Source organism: Streptomyces sp. NPDC058157 (assembly GCF_042884105.1).
Lineage (GTDB): Bacteria > Actinomycetota > Actinomycetes > Streptomycetales > Streptomycetaceae > Streptomyces.
In genome coordinates, this window is record NZ_JBHVUQ010000003.1 from 1 (window position 1) to 16,570 (window position 16,570).

Annotated in this window: 14 protein-coding genes; 5 read left to right on the forward strand and 9 right to left on the reverse strand. The window is 75.6% G+C overall.

The window, feature by feature from the left end; genetic code table 11:
• Window positions 1-71 precede the first annotated feature (71 nt).
• Window positions 72-1,139 carry an Lrp/AsnC family transcriptional regulator gene (locus ACFVXK_RS01280; protein WP_389609197.1) on the reverse strand — a complete coding sequence of 356 codons (1,068 nt, stop codon included), beginning with the start codon at window positions 1,137-1,139 and terminating at the stop codon, window positions 72-74.
• A gap of 179 nt (window positions 1,140-1,318) precedes the next feature.
• Here ACFVXK_RS01280 and ACFVXK_RS01285 point away from each other — a divergent pair, with 179 nt between their 5' ends.
• Window positions 1,319-3,253, forward strand: a complete 1,935-nt coding sequence (locus ACFVXK_RS01285; RefSeq protein WP_389609199.1) for an ATP-binding protein — start codon at window positions 1,319-1,321, stop codon at window positions 3,251-3,253.
• A 436-nt stretch (window positions 3,254-3,689) separates the two neighbouring features.
• Window positions 3,690-4,757 (forward strand): saccharopine dehydrogenase, encoded by a 1,068-nt coding sequence (locus ACFVXK_RS01290; RefSeq protein ID WP_389609201.1) that lies wholly within the window; start codon window positions 3,690-3,692, stop codon window positions 4,755-4,757.
• Between the two features lie 11 nt (window positions 4,758-4,768).
• On the opposite strand, the gene ACFVXK_RS01295 is transcribed toward ACFVXK_RS01290, so the two are convergent.
• The 4 genes from ACFVXK_RS01295 to ACFVXK_RS01310 form a co-directional block, all read right to left on the reverse strand.
• On the reverse strand, window positions 4,769-5,425 hold the full coding sequence (locus ACFVXK_RS01295; RefSeq protein WP_389609203.1) for a 1,4-alpha-glucan branching protein: 657 nt from the start codon (window positions 5,423-5,425) through the stop codon (window positions 4,769-4,771).
• A gap of 103 nt (window positions 5,426-5,528) precedes the next feature.
• Window positions 5,529-6,812: a GDSL-type esterase/lipase family protein gene (locus ACFVXK_RS01300; protein ID WP_389609205.1), complete on the reverse strand. Its 1,284-nt coding sequence runs from the start codon at window positions 6,810-6,812 to the stop codon at window positions 5,529-5,531.
• Window positions 6,813-7,102: 290 nt separating this feature from the next.
• Window positions 7,103-8,722 (reverse strand): malate synthase A, encoded by a 1,620-nt coding sequence (gene aceB / locus ACFVXK_RS01305; protein WP_389609207.1) that lies wholly within the window; start codon window positions 8,720-8,722, stop codon window positions 7,103-7,105.
• 283 nt (window positions 8,723-9,005) lie between these two features.
• Window positions 9,006-9,647, reverse strand: a complete 642-nt coding sequence (locus ACFVXK_RS01310; protein ID WP_389609209.1) for an NTP transferase domain-containing protein — start codon at window positions 9,645-9,647, stop codon at window positions 9,006-9,008.
• A 279-nt stretch (window positions 9,648-9,926) separates the two neighbouring features.
• On the opposite strand from ACFVXK_RS01310, the gene ACFVXK_RS01315 reads away from it, so the two are divergent.
• Window positions 9,927-11,399, forward strand: a complete 1,473-nt coding sequence (locus ACFVXK_RS01315) for a PLP-dependent aminotransferase family protein (RefSeq protein ID WP_389609211.1) — start codon at window positions 9,927-9,929, stop codon at window positions 11,397-11,399.
• An 11-nt stretch (window positions 11,400-11,410) separates the two neighbouring features.
• Here the strand turns inward: ACFVXK_RS01315 and ACFVXK_RS01320 are convergent, their stop codons facing one another.
• From ACFVXK_RS01320 to ACFVXK_RS01330, 3 genes are read right to left on the reverse strand one after another with little or no spacing between them, the layout of a single operon-like run.
• On the reverse strand, window positions 11,411-11,776 hold the full coding sequence (locus ACFVXK_RS01320) for a peptidoglycan-binding protein (protein WP_389609213.1): 366 nt from the start codon (window positions 11,774-11,776) through the stop codon (window positions 11,411-11,413).
• Between the two features lie 44 nt (window positions 11,777-11,820).
• Window positions 11,821-12,450 (reverse strand): response regulator transcription factor, encoded by a 630-nt coding sequence (locus ACFVXK_RS01325; RefSeq protein WP_042815756.1) that lies wholly within the window; start codon window positions 12,448-12,450, stop codon window positions 11,821-11,823.
• Between the two features lie 2 nt (window positions 12,451-12,452).
• Window positions 12,453-13,718 carry a sensor histidine kinase gene (locus ACFVXK_RS01330; RefSeq protein WP_389609215.1) on the reverse strand — a complete coding sequence of 422 codons (1,266 nt, stop codon included), beginning with the start codon at window positions 13,716-13,718 and terminating at the stop codon, window positions 12,453-12,455.
• A 134-nt stretch (window positions 13,719-13,852) separates the two neighbouring features.
• Here ACFVXK_RS01330 and ACFVXK_RS01335 point away from each other — a divergent pair, with 134 nt between their 5' ends.
• Together ACFVXK_RS01335 and ACFVXK_RS01340 are read left to right on the forward strand one after the other, a co-directional pair.
• Window positions 13,853-14,941 carry an ABC transporter permease gene (locus ACFVXK_RS01335; RefSeq protein WP_389609217.1) on the forward strand — a complete coding sequence of 363 codons (1,089 nt, stop codon included), beginning with the start codon at window positions 13,853-13,855 and terminating at the stop codon, window positions 14,939-14,941.
• On the forward strand, window positions 14,938-15,648 hold the full coding sequence (locus ACFVXK_RS01340) for an ABC transporter ATP-binding protein (protein ID WP_389609219.1): 711 nt from the start codon (window positions 14,938-14,940) through the stop codon (window positions 15,646-15,648). Before ACFVXK_RS01335 ends, ACFVXK_RS01340 begins: the two co-directional genes overlap by 4 nt.
• Before the next feature lie 99 nt (window positions 15,649-15,747).
• Here ACFVXK_RS01340 and ACFVXK_RS01345 read toward each other — a convergent pair whose 3' ends face one another.
• Window positions 15,748-16,551 (reverse strand): IclR family transcriptional regulator, encoded by an 804-nt coding sequence (locus tag ACFVXK_RS01345; RefSeq protein WP_389609222.1) that lies wholly within the window; start codon window positions 16,549-16,551, stop codon window positions 15,748-15,750.
• Window positions 16,552-16,570: the final 19 nt, after the last annotated feature.

Here is a 16,570-nt window from a genome sequence, read left to right on the forward strand (position 1 = left end):
CACTGCGGGTGTGGCGTACGCGCCTGCGCACGCCCGCCGGGGGCACCGCCGTTTCCGGCGGCGCGCCCGGATCAGGTCCGGTCCACCACCCCCGGCGCCGGGTCCGTCCAGATGTCCGGCCGGACCGTCCGCACCCGCCGCCCCGTCTGGTCCAGCTCCTGCGCCTCCGACTTGCGCACGTGCAACGCCACCGCGGAGTCGGTGATCCGCAGCCCCGGCAGCCGCCGGGACAGGTCGGCCGTGTAGCGCGCGAGCCCCTCGATGGTGCGCAGCCGGGCGCTGATCATGAAGTTCCAGGTGCCGCTCACCGACATGCAGGTCCGCGTTTCCCGCAGCCCCGCGGCCACCGCCGCGCAGTCGGACACCTCGTGCTCGCGCACCTCCGCCCACAGGGTCGCCGACACCGGCCAGCCGGACAGTCCCGAGGCCATCGCACAGCTGTAGCGCAGGCCCTGCCCCGCCTCCAGCCGCCCCAGCCGGCGCCGTACGGTCGACTCGCTCATCCCCGACTCCCGGGCCAGCGCGGCCACGCTGCGCCGCCCGTCCGCGGCCAGTGCCATCAGCAGCGGCCGGTCCTCCTCCGGTACCGGGGCGACCGGCGGGGCCACCGCCCCCGGCGCCCCCGGGGCCCGCCGGGTGCGCCCCGTCAGCAGGGCGACCTGCGCCGGGGACAGGTGGTCCATCCGCCAGCGGTCCGGGGGCGAGTGCACCGCCGTGACCATCGAGGACCGGGTCCCGGTCACCCCGGGGATCCGCTGCACCCGGAAGGACAGGTAGCGGAACAGCATGTGCAGGTCCGGCACGGCCACGAAGGCCAGCAGGTCGCGGCCGCCCGTCGTGTGCTCCACCCCCATCGTGTGCGCGTCGCCGACCAGGGCCGCCCCCACCGCCGGGGAGGCGCCCGCCGCGCACATCACCTCCACCCACGCCATGCACGGCGCCTGGCCGCCCGTCCGCAGCCCCAGCCCCGACACCCAGGCCTCCCCGGCGGACGTCATCCGCTCCCAGCGGCGGGCCAGGGTCTCCGGGCGCGCACCCAGAACCGGCGCCAGCCGCTCCCAGCTGGCGCGGGGCGCGAGCTGGAGGGCGTGCACCAGCGCACGGTCGGTGTCGTCAATGGTGGAAATGGCCGAGTTCATACTTACCCCTGGCGGTTTTCCCGGCCCCGGACCGGTTAACCGGACTTTCGACTGATCATCTCTCTTCGTGCGCCCAACCGCCGCATCGGGCGGCCGTGCGGGAGAGGACGGACGTGCGCAGCCCCAGGAGAGCAGCGGGAGGACGTATGGGGGAGCCCTGCTCGAGCGCGCCTCAAGCGGTGCCCGCCGAGCTGTCCAGCCTCGTCGGCCGGGCCGCCGAAGTGGCCCGCGTCCTGGCCCTGCTGGCCACGGAACGCCTGGTCACGCTCACGGGACCGGCCGGAGTGGGCAAGACCCGGATCGCCGTGCGGGCCGCCCGCGAGCTGTGCGGCGGACAGGGCGGCGACATCGTATGGGCCGGCACGTCCCGGCTGCGTCCCGGCCGCCCGGCGGCCCTGGCCGACGAGCTGGGCGCGGGGCTCGACGGGCGTGCGGCGCTGCTGGTCCTGGACGGCTGCGAGCAGCTCGGCGACCTCGCCGGGGAGCTCGTGGGGGAGCTCCTGGCACGGTGGCCGGGGGTACGGATTCTGGCCACATCGCAGCGGACCCTCGACGTGGCGGGGGAGACCCGGTTCGCCGTCGGGCCGCTGGCCCTTCCGGCCGCCCCGGAGGACCCCGCCGCACCGCGTGCGGTGGCCGAGGTGGCCCTGTCCGCCGCCGTACGGCTCTACACGGAACGGGCGCGGGGGGCCGACCCCCGCTTCGAGCTCACCGAGCACAACGCCGGGGCCGTCGCCGCCCTGTGCCGCGCCCTGGACGGGATCCCCGGCGCGCTGGAGCTCGCGGCCGTGCGGACCCGCGGCCACGGCCCCGCCGAGGCGCTGCGCCGGCTGACCGCCGACCCGCTGGAGTTCCTCGTCGGCGGCCCGGGCCCGGCGGGCGGGGCCGACGCCCTGCGCCTGTGCCGGCTGGCCGCCCCCGGGGAGCGGCTGCTGTGGGAGCGCCTCTCGGTCTTCGCGGGCTCCTTCGACGAGGCCGCCGTCGCCGAGGTCTGCGGCTTCGGCGCGCTCGGCCCCCGGACCGCCGTCCAGACCCTCCGGCGGCTGGCCCCGGCCCTGCTGGCGGAACCCGGGTACGCGGGCCGCTACCGGCTGCCGCTGACCGTACGGGCCTACGCGGCCCGGCGGCTGGCCCGTGATCCGCTCGGGGACGGGCCGACCGCCGTCCGCCGCCACCACGAACGCTGCCGGGTCACCGCGGAACGCGCCGCGCAGCTGTGGCGGTCGGGGGCGCAGCTGGAGGCCCGGGCCCTGGCCCTGCGGGAACTGCCCGAACTGCGGCTGGCGATGGACCCCCGGTCGCCGGCCGGTGCGGCGGGCGCGCTGGAGATCGCGGTGTCGCTGTGGTTCCTCTGGTCGGCGTGCGGGCTGGTGGAGGAGGGGCGCGGGCACCTGGAACGGGCCCTGGCCCTGCACCCGGAGCCCCGCCCGGCCCGGGCCCTGTGGCTGGCGGCCTGGCTGGTGGCGAGCTTCGGCCAGGCGGAGGCGGCCGATCCGCTGCTGGTGGAGGCCTGGACCACGGCCGTGCAGGAGGGGGAGGACACCGTACTGGCCTACCTGGCGCACGTCCGGGGCACCGTCGCCCTGTGGCGGGACCGGCCGGAGGAGGCCGGCGACGAGTACCTCGAAGCCCTCGAACTGCTGCCGGCGCAGCCCGAGTACGGGCCCGGGCGGCGGGCCCTGGAGGCGGGCCTGGCCATGGCCCTCGCGTACACCGACCCGGCGGCCGTGGCCTTCGGCCCCGGGGCGTCCGACGGCTCCGACCCGTGGGCCCGGTCCTGGGCCGGCTACGCGCAGGCCCTCCTCCAGCGCCGCGAGGGCCGCCCGGCGCTGGCCCGCACCTGGCTGCTGCGTTCCCTGGAGACCCAGTTCGCGCTGGGCGACCGGCTGGGCCAGGCCCTCTCGGTGGAGCTGCTCGCCCAGCTGGAGGCCGACCTCGGCCGCTACGAGCTGGCCGCCCGGCTGCTCGGCGCCGTCTCCGGCCACCGCCCGGCCTCGGCCTGCCCCCCGCGCGCGGAGCGCCTCCTGCGGCTGCGCCTGACCCCGGAGGACCTCCACACCGCCTACACGGAGGGCGCCCGGACCCCCTTGCGCGAACTGCTCCCGGAGCTGTGAGCCGCTCCCGGGGCCGGGTGTGCTGCGGCGCCGGAGCCGGCCTCCGGGCGGAGCGCGCGCCGGTCGCGAGCCGTCGTCCGAGCCGGTTCCGACGCGCGGTCGGCGCCGGTCGTGCGGCGGGGCCCCCGGCCGGTCGTGCGGCGGGGCCCCGGCCGGCCGTGGAGCCGGGTACCGGGGCAGGCCGCGGGGGGCCGGGGGCCGGAGCAGGCCGCGACGCGCGGTCGGAGCCGGTCGCGGGCCGGGGCCTGGCCGGATGCGGAGCCGGGTCTGAGGGCCGTTCGGTGCCCGGGATGAGGCCGGGGAGGACCCGCGGGGCACGGGGTGCCAGGGGGCCCGGAGTTGCCGCCTCGATCCGGCGTACGGCGTAAAGGACGCGGAAAGACATCGCTTGAGCGCTGGCTCGCCCCACCCCTCTGACCGGACAGGTGGTACAGCGATGGCCGAGACCCCGCAGCTGTGGATGCGCAGCGAGACCCGACCCACCGAACGGCGTGCGCCCCTGACCCCCGAGGACGCCGGGCTCCTCGTCCGGCAGGGCGTACGGATCACCGTGGAGGACTCCGGCCACCGCGTCTTCCCGCTCGACGCGTACGCCGCCGCCGGCTGCCGCACCGTCCCGGCCGGCTCCTGGGCGCGGGCCGCGCCCGGGACGGCGTACGTCCTCGGCCTCAAGGAGCTCCCGCCCGCACCCGAGGCCCTGCACCACCGGCACGTCTACTTCGGGCACGCCTACAAGGGCCAGCCCCAGGCGCCCGGACTGCTGCGCCGGTTCGCCGCGGGCGGCGGGACCCTGCTCGACCTGGAGTACCTGGCCGACGCCCAGGGCCGGCGCCTCGCCGCCTTCGGCTACTGGGCCGGGTACGCGGGCGCCGCCCTGGCCGCCCTGCACGTGCGGGGCCGGCTGACCGCCCCCCTCGTCCCGACGCCCCGGCCGGAGCTGGACGCCCGCCTGCGGGACGCGCCGGCCGACGGGTTACGCGCCCTGGTGATCGGCGCGGGCGGCCGCAGCGGGCGCGGTGCCTGCGACGCCCTCACCACCGCCGGGATCGCGGTCACCCGCTGGGGGCGCGGGGCCACCCGCCGGCTCGACCGGGCCGCGCTGCTGGACCACGACATCCTGGTCAACGCGGTCCTGACGACCCGGCCCGTGCCGCCCTTCCTGACCCCCGCCGACCTGGAGACCGGCACAGGCCGGCTCTCGGTGATCGCCGACATCACCTGTGACACCGGATCAGAACTGCACCTGCTCCCGGTCTACGACCGCCTCACCGACTGGTCGGCCCCGGCCCGCCGGCTGCGCGGCGGCACCCGCCCGCTCGACGTGATAGCCATCGACAACCTGCCCTCGCTGCTCCCGGCGGAGGCGGCCCGCGCCTTCTCGGCGGACCTGCTGCCCAAACTCGTCGACCTGCACTCCCCGGCCCCGGACCCGGACTGGCTCCGCTGCCGGGCGGCCTTCACCACGGCGCTGGAGGCCCTCACGGGCCCGGACCGCGCGGCGTAAGGGCCCGTCCCTCAGCCTTCCCGCAGCACGGCGACGGCCCCGCGCGCCCGGGTCCCGTCGGGCAGCTCCCACTCGGCGGTGACGCGGCCCAGCGCGCCGGGGCCGCCGGTCCGGTCGGCCTCCAGCACCCGCACGACCTCCAGCGCGCCGAGCCGCCGCCCGTCCGCCTCGACCACGAGACGGGTGCCCTCCGGCCCGTCCTCCACGGCCACCGCCGCCGCCCCGGCGGGCAGGGCGCCCTCGCCGGCCTCGGGGACGACGGTCGGGTCGGGGGCGCCGGTCACGCTCTGGTGCTGCGGTTCGGCGTCGCCCCGCAGGAGGGCGATCAGCCGCTCGGTGAGCACCGGGTCGTGGGCCCCGTCGTAGATCCAGCGGGTGCCCAGCACCCCGTGCTCGGAGGTCCCGACGAGACCGGCCTCGGCCCCTTCGAGCGGAGCCCCGCGGTAGGTCAGCGGCACGAGGTACGCGACGGGCTCCGCCGCCGACGCGTCGGTGACCACCACGAACTCGATGCCCACCTCACCCGCGGGGTCGTCGATCCGGAACCCGCCGGCCCGGGCCAGCTCGGGCGCTCCGGAGGCGCCGGCGTACCAGGGGCGGGAGGGGAGCCAGCCGGCGAGCAGGTCCAGCTTGCCGGGGTTCATGGTGGTGCGGTGGATGACGGCCATGTCCGGTCAACTTCCTTCGGTGGTACGGGGTTCCCCGGGGGGACGGGCGATCGCGACCTGATCATGTCAGCCCGACGGCCGGCCCCCCGGGGTCCTCACCGCATCACGGAGCGGATGTCAGGAACATCCCGCTCTGGTCGCCACCGGCGGTGTTCTTGCAGCTGGACGCCGAGTCCGCGGGCTGCGCCACGGCCAGGGCCAGGCAGCGGCCGACGGCCAGCTGGCCGAAGTAGTTCGGGTGCATGGACTCCTGGACCAGGCCCTGGGTCTCGTTGTTGTCGATCCACCGGGCCCATTCGCTGGTTTTCGCCGACGCGGGGACCGTCGAGGTGACCTGCTTGCTGGCCTTCGCGCAGACCTCGCGCCCCTGCATCATGTCGCGCAGGTCCAGGAACTGGGTGCCCTTGGCCGCCGCGACCTGCTTGAGGCGCCCGGCGAGCTGCGGCACCAGGGAGTCGCGGGCCCAGTCCGAGTCACGGTTCCAGAAGGGGCAGCCGCCGCTGTTGAGCCGGCTCCAGTCGCTCTGGGTGTACCGGTTCTCGGCGCCGCGCGGGATCGGCGAGGGGTAGGACTGGAGCACGATGCGGTACGAGGAGTCGGTGTACCCGGCCGCGCGCATCACGGCCCGGATCTCGTCGACGGACTTCCCGACGTTCGCCATCACCCCGTCGATCTTCGCGTCGACGGCCGCCTGCTGGTCGTCGTAGCAGTACGAGCCCCAGAGCACGAAGTCGTACGCGCACTCCTTGATGATGTCGGCGAAGCCCAGGTCGTTGCCGCCGACGGACAGCGCGATGACCTTCACGTTGCGGCTCGCGGCCACGGCCGCCAGCTGGTCTGCCTGCGGGGCCTCGCCCTTGTACGCGACGCCCCCGTTGGAGGCGCGGAAGACGTTCTCCGAAGTCGCCCCGGAACAGGCGAGGTTCACGGCCGTCTCGGCGACCGCGCCCGCGCTCAGCACCTCGGCCGAGTCCGAACGGTCGCAGCCGCCGGCCGTGCTGCCGTACACCTTCGCGGGGTCGTAGGTACTGGCACTGACCCACGCCCGGTCGGTGCCGTTCCTGCTCCCGCTGTTGGTCAGGCTGTTGCCCTTCCAGCGCCCGGCCTCGCCGGAGATGTAGCTGTCGCCCATGGACACGACGGCGGTGGGCCCGGTCCCGGGCCCGGCGGCGGCCGGTCCGGCCCCGCCGACGAGCAGCGCGCCGGCGGCCAGCGGTACGACCATCCCGGCCCCGGCCAGTCGCCGCACACGACGCCGGACGGCCCGGCCCTTGCCGGCCTTGCGGAATCCGATCACTGCGGAACTCCTGCGGTCGGCCACGCCGGAGTCGGGAACAACTCCTGTGCGTGGCTTGGAAAGTGGGGGTACCGCCGGCGCCGGTGGCATCGGAAAGGTGGCACGCGCCCACTTGTTACCGCTAGGTACAGTCGGATTACGATGACGTAACGCCCGACCGGTCGGTCGGGCGCGGGGAGGCTCCGCCGGGGCGGACCGACGGGGGCCCGGGCGCGGCAGCGGCGCGCGGGGACGGCCGCGTGCTTTCGCACCCGCGCACGGCGCGTCCCCCTCGGCAAACGGCCGCGAGCCCGGGGGAACGACCCCGCCCCCGGCGCCCTGGGAGGGCGGCGGGGGCGGAGGGGGTTCGGCTGCTGTGCGATTCAGCCGAAGTGGGGGTGTCAGCCGGTCAGCTGGTCGTACGCGGGGAGGGTCAGGAAGTCCGCGTAGTCGGCGTCCAGGGAGACCTTGAGGAAGAGGTCGTGGGCCTGCTGCCACTTCCCGGCCGCGAAGGCCTCCTCGCCGGCCTCGGCGCGGATCGCGGCGAGTTCCTCGGCGGCGAAGGTGCGGGTCAGTTCGGCGGTGGCGCGCTCGCCGTTCTCGAAGACGACTCCGGCGTTGATCCACTGCCAGATCTGGGAGCGCGAGATCTCGGCGGTGGCGGCGTCCTCCATGAGGCCGAAGATGCCGACGGCGCCCAGGCCGCGCAGCCAGGCCTCGATGTAGCGGATGCCGACCTGGACGGCGTTGCGCAGGCCCTCGTAGGTGGGCCGGGCGTCCAGGGAGTCGATCGCGATCAGGTCGCCGGGGGCGACGGCCACGTCCTCGCGGAGGCGGTCCTTCTGGTTGGGCTTCTCGCCCAGGACGGCGTCGAAGGAGGCCATGGCGATCGGGACCAGGTCGGGGTGGGCGACCCAGGAGCCGTCGAAGCCGTCGCCGGCCTCGCGGTCCTTGTCGGCCTTGACCTTGGCGAAGGCCACCGCGTTGGCCTCGGCGTCCTTGCGGGAGGGGATGAAGGCCGCCATGCCGCCGATGGCGTGCGCGCCGCGCTTGTGGCAGGTGCGGACGAGCAGTTCGGTGTAGGCGCGCATGAAGGGCGCCGTCATGGTGACCGCGTTGCGGTCCGGCAGGACGAACTTCTCGCCGCCGTCGCGGAAGTTCTTGACGATGGAGAACAGGTAGTCCCAGCGGCCCGCGTTGAGGCCCGCCGCGTGGTCCTTGAGCTCGAAGAGGATCTCTTCCATCTCGTAGGCCGCGGTGATGGTCTCGATCAGGACGGTCGCGCGGACGGTCCCCTGCGGGATGCCGACGTAGTCCTGGGCGAAGACGAAGATCTCGTTCCAGAGGCGGGCCTCCAGGTGCGACTCCGTCTTCGGGAGGTAGAAGTAGGGGCCCTTGCCCAGGTCGATCAGGCGCTGGGCGTTGTGGAAGAAGTACAGGCCGAAGTCGACGAGGGAGCCGGAGGCCGGGCCGCCCTCGAAGCTGAGGTGGCGCTCCTCCAGGTGCCAGCCGCGCGGGCGCATGACGACCGTGGCGAGCTCGTCGTTGGGCTTCAGGGCGTATGCCTTGCCGGTGCGCGCGTCCGTGAAGTCGATGCGGCGCTCGTAGGCGTCGATGAGGTTGAGCTGGCCGAGGACCACGTTCTCCCAGGTGGGAGCCGAGGCGTCCTCGAAGTCGGCGAGCCAGACCTTGGCGCCCGAGTTCAGGGCGTTGATGGTCATCTTGCGGTCGGTGGGACCGGTGATCTCCACGCGGCGGTCGTTCAGGGCGGCCGGGGCCGGCGCCACCTTCCAGTCGCCCTCGCGGACCTGTGCGGTGTCCGGGAGGAAGTCGAGCGTGGAGGTGCGGGCGATCTCGGCGCGCCGCTCGCCGCGTCGGGCGAGGAGCTCGGCGCGGCGGGGGGCGAACCGCCGGTGGAGCTCCGCCACGAAGGCGAGGGCCGCATCCGTGAGGACTTCGTCCTGCCGGGGCAGGGGCTCGGCGTCGACGATGGCCAGCGGGGACGGCGCTGGTGCGGACATATCTGTCACTCCTTCAGCGGCGGTGCCTTGCGGCCGCGGGGAATGCTCGCGCGAGACGGCACGCAGTGCCGTCGGGTGTGGAGAGTTCCGGGTAACGGTCGCGGGCGCCGTCTGGGGGTTCGGGCGCTTCTGACCAGTGGATAGTAATTTCCTCATGGTGGAAGTTCAATGGTTTGTTGATGTCGAGATTCTCTGAGTCGACAGATTCCAGTTGCCCGTGGCCCTCAGTGCCATCGCGGTCACAGCCCGCTCCGGCGGCGCCCCGGCCCGGCCCGGGCCCGGCTCAGACCAGGCGCGCCAGATCGGGCGGGGTGTCGATGTCGAAGGCGGCCGCGACGTCCCCGCACTCCACCATCATGAGCTCGTCCGCGTGGTTCTTCAGGTGGACCCGCGCCCCCCGGTCCCCGGTCGCCGTCGCCGCTACGTCCGCCCAGCGCTCCGCCCCGAACAGCACCGGATGCCCGCGCTCCCCGTCGTACGCGGCCGCCGCCAGGCTGGCCGGGGACCGGTACGCCGCCCGCACCCGGGCCACCGCCTCCGGGCCGATGCCCGGCTGGTCCACCAGGGAGACCAGGGCCGCGTGCGCCCCCGTGCCGGCCAGCGAGGCCAGGCCCACCCGCAGGGAGGAGCCCATCCCCTCGGCCCAGTCCGGGTTGTCCACCACCACGCACCCCGCCAGGTCGGCCCGCTCGCGCACCTCGGCCGCCGACGCGCCCAGGACGACGTGCACCGGACCGCAGCCGGCCTCGCGCAGCACGCGGACGGCGTTCTCCACCAGCGGGCGGCCGCGGTACGGGAGCAGGGCCTTGGGGCGCCCCCCGAGCCGCCGGCCGCCGCCGGCCGCGAGGAGCAGGCCCGCGATCACCGGGGGCGCGCCGGCGTTCACCGGGGGAGCGGACTGGGTCGTGTGTTCGGCTGCTGACATGGCAGCGATTCTCGCGCCCTCGTCGCCCGTACGGGTGAGTGCCGCGCGAGCAGCCGCCGTACGGAGGCCAGCGCGGCCCCGATCCGCAGGGGCTCGGAGATCCGGTTCTCGGCGGCAGCCAGCAGCGCCCGCTCGTCACGGTCGGTGAACACGTCGTACGGCATTCCGGACTCTCCTTGCCAATCGGGGGCCAATACAGCGAGTCTGGTCCCGGATTGGCCTGGCGGGCAGAGCCAATCAGGGGAGGTTGGCATGGCGAACGGGCGAGAGGTCCACAGAGTGGTCCATACGGCCGACAGGACCGTCGGCAGCCGCCAACTGGCGGCGATGCTCCCGGCCGAGGTCCTGGCCCGCCCCGGCTACCGGTCCCTCGCCGACGCCGTCCGCACCCTGATCCTCGACGGCCGGATCGCCCTGCACGTGCGCCTCCCCGCCGAACGCGAGCTCGCCGAGGCCGTCGGCGCCAGCCGCGCCACCGTCACCGGCGCCTACGACCTGCTGCGCGAGAGCGGCTACGTCCGCAGCCGCCGCGGCTCCGGCACCTGGACCGAGCTCCCCGAGGGGCACGGCCCGGTCGGCGCCCACCTGCTGGTCGGCGGGGTCGGCGGCCGGGCCGACGGGGAGCCCGGCATCGACCTCGCCATCGCCGCGATGGGCGCCCCCGCGGACAGCCTCGCGCAGGCCCTCGCCTGGGCCGCCCCCCGGCTGCCCGCCCTCGCCCGCGACCCCGGCTACCACCCCTTCGGCCTGCCCGACCTGCGCGCGGCCGTCGCCGACCGCTTCACCCGGCGCGGGCTGCCCACCCGCCCCGAGCAGATCCTGGTCACCGCCGGTGCCCAGCAGGCCTTCGCCCTGGTCGTCAGCCTGCTCTGCCGGCCCGGCGACCGGGTCGTCACCGAGAGCCCCACCTACGCCAACGCCCTCGACGCCCTGCGCCACGCCCGGCTGCGCACCGGCTCCGTCCCCGTCTCCGACGCGGGCTGGGACATGGAGACGGCCGAGTCCACCCTCCACCAGACCGTCCCGCGGCTGGCGTACACCATCCCCGACTTCCACAACCCGACCGGCGCCCTGATGCCCGAGGAGCACCGGCTGCGGCTGCTGGCGGCGACCCGGGCCACCGGGACCTGGCTGGTGGTGGACGAGACCATCGCCGACATCGCCCTGGACGTGCCCGCCCCCGCCCCGCTGGCCTCGCTCGCTCCGCGCTCCGGCGCCGACCACGTGATCACCATCGGCTCGCTGAGCAAGACCCACTGGGGCGGGCTGCGGGTGGGCTGGATCCGGGCCACCGCGAAGCTCGTCAACGAGCTGACGGCGGTCCGGGTGTCGGCCGACATGACCGGCTCCGTCCTCGACCAGGTGGTGGCCCTGCCGTTGCTGGAGGGCCTCGACCGGTCCCTGCCCCGGCGGCTCGCCGAGCTGCGGGTCCGGCGGGCGGCCCTGGTGGGCTCGCTGCAGCGGCACACCCCGGAGTGGTCCTGGCGGCTGCCGCCCGGCGGCCTCTCGCTCTGGGTCGACCTCGGCGAGCCCGTCAGCTCCGCCCTCGCCGAACGGGCGGCCGCCGCCGGGGTGCACATCGGCCGGGGCGCCCGCTTCGGCGTCGACCCCGGCACCTTCGAGCACCGGCTGCGCATCCCGTACACCCTGCCGCCCGACCGCCTCGACGAGGGCGTACGGCTCCTCGCGGCGGCCTTCCACGACGGCGTGCCGCTGGCCCCGGGGGTGGACCGGCCCTACTGGGTGGCGTAGCGAGCCGCGGCTCAGCTGTGCCGCAGCTCCGTCCAGGTCGCGGCGTCGACCGTGCCGGTCTCCGACAGGCCCCGGCGGACCTGGAAGAGGCGGGTGGCCTCCTCCGCGTCCGGCCCGAAGGAGTCCCTCGGCTCCTCCTCGGTCGCCTGCAGCCCGGTCCAGAAGGTCAGCAGGCAGCGGGCCTCCATGACGGTCCGGCCCTTGTCGCCCGGGGTGACGGGCGGGGGCGGGGTCCGGCCGTCGAAGCCGCAGGACAGGCCGGTGAGCACGGGCCCGGCGGGCTCGGGCGTGGCCGCGGAGGCCGCGGCGGCGGAGCCGAGGAGGAGGGAGACGGTCAGTGCGGCCGAGGCCACGGCGCGTGTGCGTAAGAGATCCATGGTCCGGACCTTAATGATCACGACGCCGCCGCGACACCGATATTTCAGGGCGTGCGGATCAGCCGGCGGGTGGCGGCCGCCGCCACCGCCGCCGTACGGGAGTCCACGCCGAGCTTGGCGTACACGTGCACCAGGTGGGACTTGACCGTGGCCTGGCTGAGGAACAGCCGCTTGGAGATCTGCTGGTTCGACAGGCCGTCCGCGACCAGCTGGAGCACCTCCAGCTCCCGCTTGGTCAGCGCCTCCGCCGGGGTCCGCATCCGGTCCATCAGCCGCAGCGCCACCGCGGGGGCCAGCGCCGACTGGCCGGCCGCGGCCGTGCGGACCGCCGCCGCGAGCTCCTCCGGCGGGGCGTCCTTGAGCAGGTAGCCCGAGGCCCCCGCCTCCACCGCCGCGAGGATGTCCGCGTCCGTGTCGTACGTGGTCAGCACCAGCACCCGGGGCCCGCCCGGCCGGGCGGTGATCGCCGCCGTGGCCGCCGAGCCGTGCATCCCGGCCCCGAACTGGAGGTCCATCAGCACCACGTCCACCGGCTCCGACGCCGCCAGCTCCACGGCCCGCTCCGCCGTCGCCGCCTCCGCGACCACCGCGAAGTCCGGCTCCGTGTCCAGCACCGCGCGCAGCCCGGCGCGGACCACCGGGTGGTCGTCGGCGAGCAGCAGCCGGATGGTCATCGTCAGGCCTCCAGGGGCAGCGGCAGGGTGACGGCCACGGCGGTGCCCTGGCCCGGGTCGGACTCCACGGTGAACAGCCCGCCCAGCGACTCCGCCCGCGCGCGCATCGCGGGCAGGCCGAAGCCGCCCTCGCCGGAGGGGGCCGAGGCGGGGTCGAAGCCGCGGCCGTCGTCGACGACGTCCAGCGTGACCGAGGTGTCCATGAAGGTCAGCGTGATCTCCGCCCGGTCCGCCCGGGCGTGCCGCACCACGTTGGCCAGCGCCGACTGGGCGATCCGCAGCAGGGCCACCTCGTACGGGGTCGGCAGCTCGCGCGGCGGACCGCTGACCGAGAAGCGCACGCGCGGGCCGGGCGCGCCCGAGCACAGCCGCTCCAGCGCCCCCGCCAGCGAGCCGTGCTCCAGGTCCGGGGGAGCCAGGGCCCGGACGAACCGGCGCGCCTCGGCGAGGTTCTCCTGCGCGGCCTCCCGGGCCCGGCCGATGTGCGCCAGCGCTGCCGCTGCGGGAGCGGGGGGAACGGCGCCGGCCGTCCCCGCGGCGCCCTCCGCCGGAGCGGGGGTGGGGACGGGACCGGCGGGCGCGGGGTCCTCCGACAGGGCCCGTTCGGCCGCGCGGAGCAGCAGCTGGATCGAGGACAGGCCCTGCGCGAGGGTGTCGTGGATCTCCCGGGCCAGCCGCTCCCGCTCGGCGAGGATCCCCGCGCCCCGCTCGGCCGCGGCCAGCTCGGCCCGGGTGGCGATGAGCTCCTCGATCAGCTCGCGGCGCCGCTCGCTCTCCCGGTACAGCGCCTGGTAGCCCAGCACCGTGGCCACCGCCACGGCCCCGCCGAGCAGCGGCCCGAGGAAGGCCCCCGGGGTGACGGCGCCGCTGTGCCCCAGGAACCCGCCGATCGCCGCGCAGGCCGTCACCGCGACCGCCGCCAGCGCCCAGCGCAGCCGCAGCAGGTGCAGTTCCAGGAAGTACAGCGGGAACGCGATCCACAGCCCGTCGGGGGACAGGACGAGCAGCGCGGCCCACACCGCGCCCATCCCCGCCAGCCACACCCCGGCCGCGCGCGCCGACCGCCCGACCGCCGGGGCCCGTACCCCCGCCGCGTACACGGCGGCCAGCAGGGCGCAGACGGCGACCACCCATCCGGCCCGGGTCCCGGAGCCGGTGACGGCCCGGCCCGCGGCCAGCGCGAGCAGCCCCGCGAACAGGGCGTGCAGGCACAGCCGCAGGACGCGGGTGACGGGGGTCAGGGGGCGGGAGGGCGCGGCGGAGGACATCGTCCGACCAGCGTAAGCGGGCCGCGGGGGGCCCCGGTCAACCGAAAGTTCGATATCGGAATGCCTCCTTCGATACCAGGATCCCTCCCGTGGCGCGATGCCCGGGGCACGGGCGGACGACCAAGGTGGGGGACATGTTCGTCGCATGGAGAGATCTACGGTTCGCCAGGGGCCGCTTCGCCCTCATGGGCTCGGTCGTCCTGCTGATCACGCTGCTGGTCGGCCTGCTGTCGGGGCTCACGTCCGGTCTGGCCCGGGAGAACATCTCGGCCGTCACCGGGCTGCCCGCCTCCCGTCTGGCCTTCGCCGTCCCGCCCGGGGACCAGAAGGTCTCCTTCACCGGTTCCCAGCTGCCCGAGAGCGCCTGGCGGACCTGGCGCGGGCGCCCCGGCGTCAAGGCCGCGGAGCCGCTCGGCATCCGCACCACCAACGCCCTCGCCGGTGAGCGCACGGCCGCCGTCTCCCTCTTCGGCGTCGAGCCCGCCGGCCGCCTGGCCCCCGCCGGGACGGGGCTCGGCCCGGGCAGGGCCGTCCTCTCCGAGAAGGCCGCCAAGGAACTGGGCGGGCTCTCCGCCGGGGACCGGTTCCGGGCCGGTCCGCTGGAGCTGACCGTCGCCGCCGTCTCGGGCACCGCCGCCTACAGCCACACCCCGGTCGTCTGGACGGACCTGGGCGACTGGCAGCGCGTCGGCAACCCCGGCGCCCCCTCCGGCACCACCGCCACGGTCCTCGCCCTGGACGGCTCCGGGAACGTGGACTGGGCGGCCGGCGACGAGGCGGCGGGCACCCGCAGCCAGACCGTCGACGAGGCCCTCGGCGCCATAGGGTCCTACCAGGCCGAGAACGGCTCGCTCCAGCTGATGCGCGGCTTCCTCTTCGCCATCTCGGCGCTGGTCATAGGGGCCTTCTTCACCGTGTGGACCATCCAGCGCAGCGCCGACATCGCCGTGCTGAAGGCGCTGGGCGCCTCCACCCCGTACCTCCTCAAGGACGCCCTCGGCCAGGCCGTCGTGATGCTGGCGATCGGCACCGGCGCGGGCACCGCCCTCGCGTCCGGGATCGGGGCCCTGATCAGCGGCGGGGACGTGCCCTTCGTCCTCGACGCGGCCACCGTGCTGGCCCCCGCCGGGATCATGATCGTGCTCGGTGCGCTGGGCGCGGCCCTGTCCATCCGGCGGATCACCGCCGTCGACCCGCTGACCGCCCTGGGGAGCGCCCGATGACCCTCTTCCTCCACGACGTCACGCTCACCTACCCCGACGGCGACGGCCGCCTGACCGCCCTCGACGCGGTGGAGCTGGAGGTCCCCGCCGGCACCCTCACCGCGATCGTGGGGCCCTCGGGCTCCGGGAAGTCCAGCCTGCTGGCCGTCGCGGCCACCCTGGTCACCCCCGACTCCGGGCGGCTCCTCGTCGCGGGCCGGGACACCGCGCGGCTGGGCCCCGCCGAGAAGGCGGCCCTGCGCCGCGAGGAGATCGGCATCGTCTTCCAGCAGCCCAACCTGCTGGCCTCGCTGACCGCCGCCGAGCAGCTCCAGGTGATGGCCCACCTCTCCGGCCGCCCCGCCCGGCAGCTGCGCCGCCGGGCCCTGGAGCTGCTGGACGCGGTGGGCCTGGCCGACAAGGCCGACAAGCGCCCCCACCAGCTCTCCGGCGGGCAGCGCCAGCGGGTGAACATCGCCCGCGCCCTGATGAACGAGCCCTCCGTGCTGCTGGTCGACGAGCCCACCAGCGCCCTGGACCACGAGCGCGGCGCGGCCGTCCTCGACCTGCTGGTCACCCTGACCCGCGAGCGCTCCACCGCCACCGTGCTGGTCACGCACGACCACGCCCACCTGGACCGGATGGACCGCACGGCGACCATGACCGACGGCCGCCTCACCCGCGGCGCCCGGCCCGCCGAGCCCTCCGCGGCCGCCCCGGCGGCCTGACCCCCCGGCCCACCCGGGCCCGCGCACGCGAGAGCCCCGGCGCCCCCCACAGGGGGAGGGACGCCGGGGCTCTCGTGCGCGCGTGACGGCCTGCGGGCCCTACGCGGGGCTCTGGCTCTGCAGGGCCACCGACAGCTCCGCGGCCACGCCCTGCAGGATCGGCACGAAGGACTCGGCCACCTCCTGCGTCACCCGGCCGGCCGGTCCCGAGATCGAGATCGCGGCGGCGGTCGGCGAGTTCGGCACCGACACGGCCAGGCAGCGGACCCCTATCTCCTGCTCGTTGTCGTCGACCGCGTACCCGGCCCTGCGGACCTGCTCCAGCGCCTCCAGGAAGCCCTCGGGCGTGGTGATGGTCTTCTCGGTCGCGGCCGGCATCCCGGTGCGCGCCAGCAGGGCCCGTACCTCCTCGGCCGGGGTGTGGGCCAGCAGCGCCTTGCCCACGCCGGTGGAGTGCGGCAGCACCCGGCGGCCGACCTCGGTGAACATGCGCATGGAGTGCTTGGACGGCACCTGGGCGACGTAGACGATCTCGTCCCCGTCGAGCAGGGCCATGTTGGCGGTCTCGCCGGTCTCCTCGACCAGCCGGGCGAGGTAGGGGCGCGCCCAGGTGCCCAGCAGCCGCGACGCCGACTCGCCGAGGCGGATCAGGCGGGGGCCGAGGGAGTACCGTCGGTTGGGCTGCTGCCGGACGTAGCCGCAGGCGACGAGGGTGCGCATCAGACGGTGGATGGTGGGCAGCGGCAGGCCGCTCGCGGCGGAGAGCTCGCTGAGACCGACTTCGCCCCCGGCGTCGGCCATCCGTTCGAGCAGATCGAAGGCGCGCTCGAGGGACTGGACGCCACCGCTGGCGGCGGTGGGCTTGGCGGAAGCGTCGGTGGTGCTGGCGCTGGACGTCGGCACGGCGCGGTCCTTTCGGTGC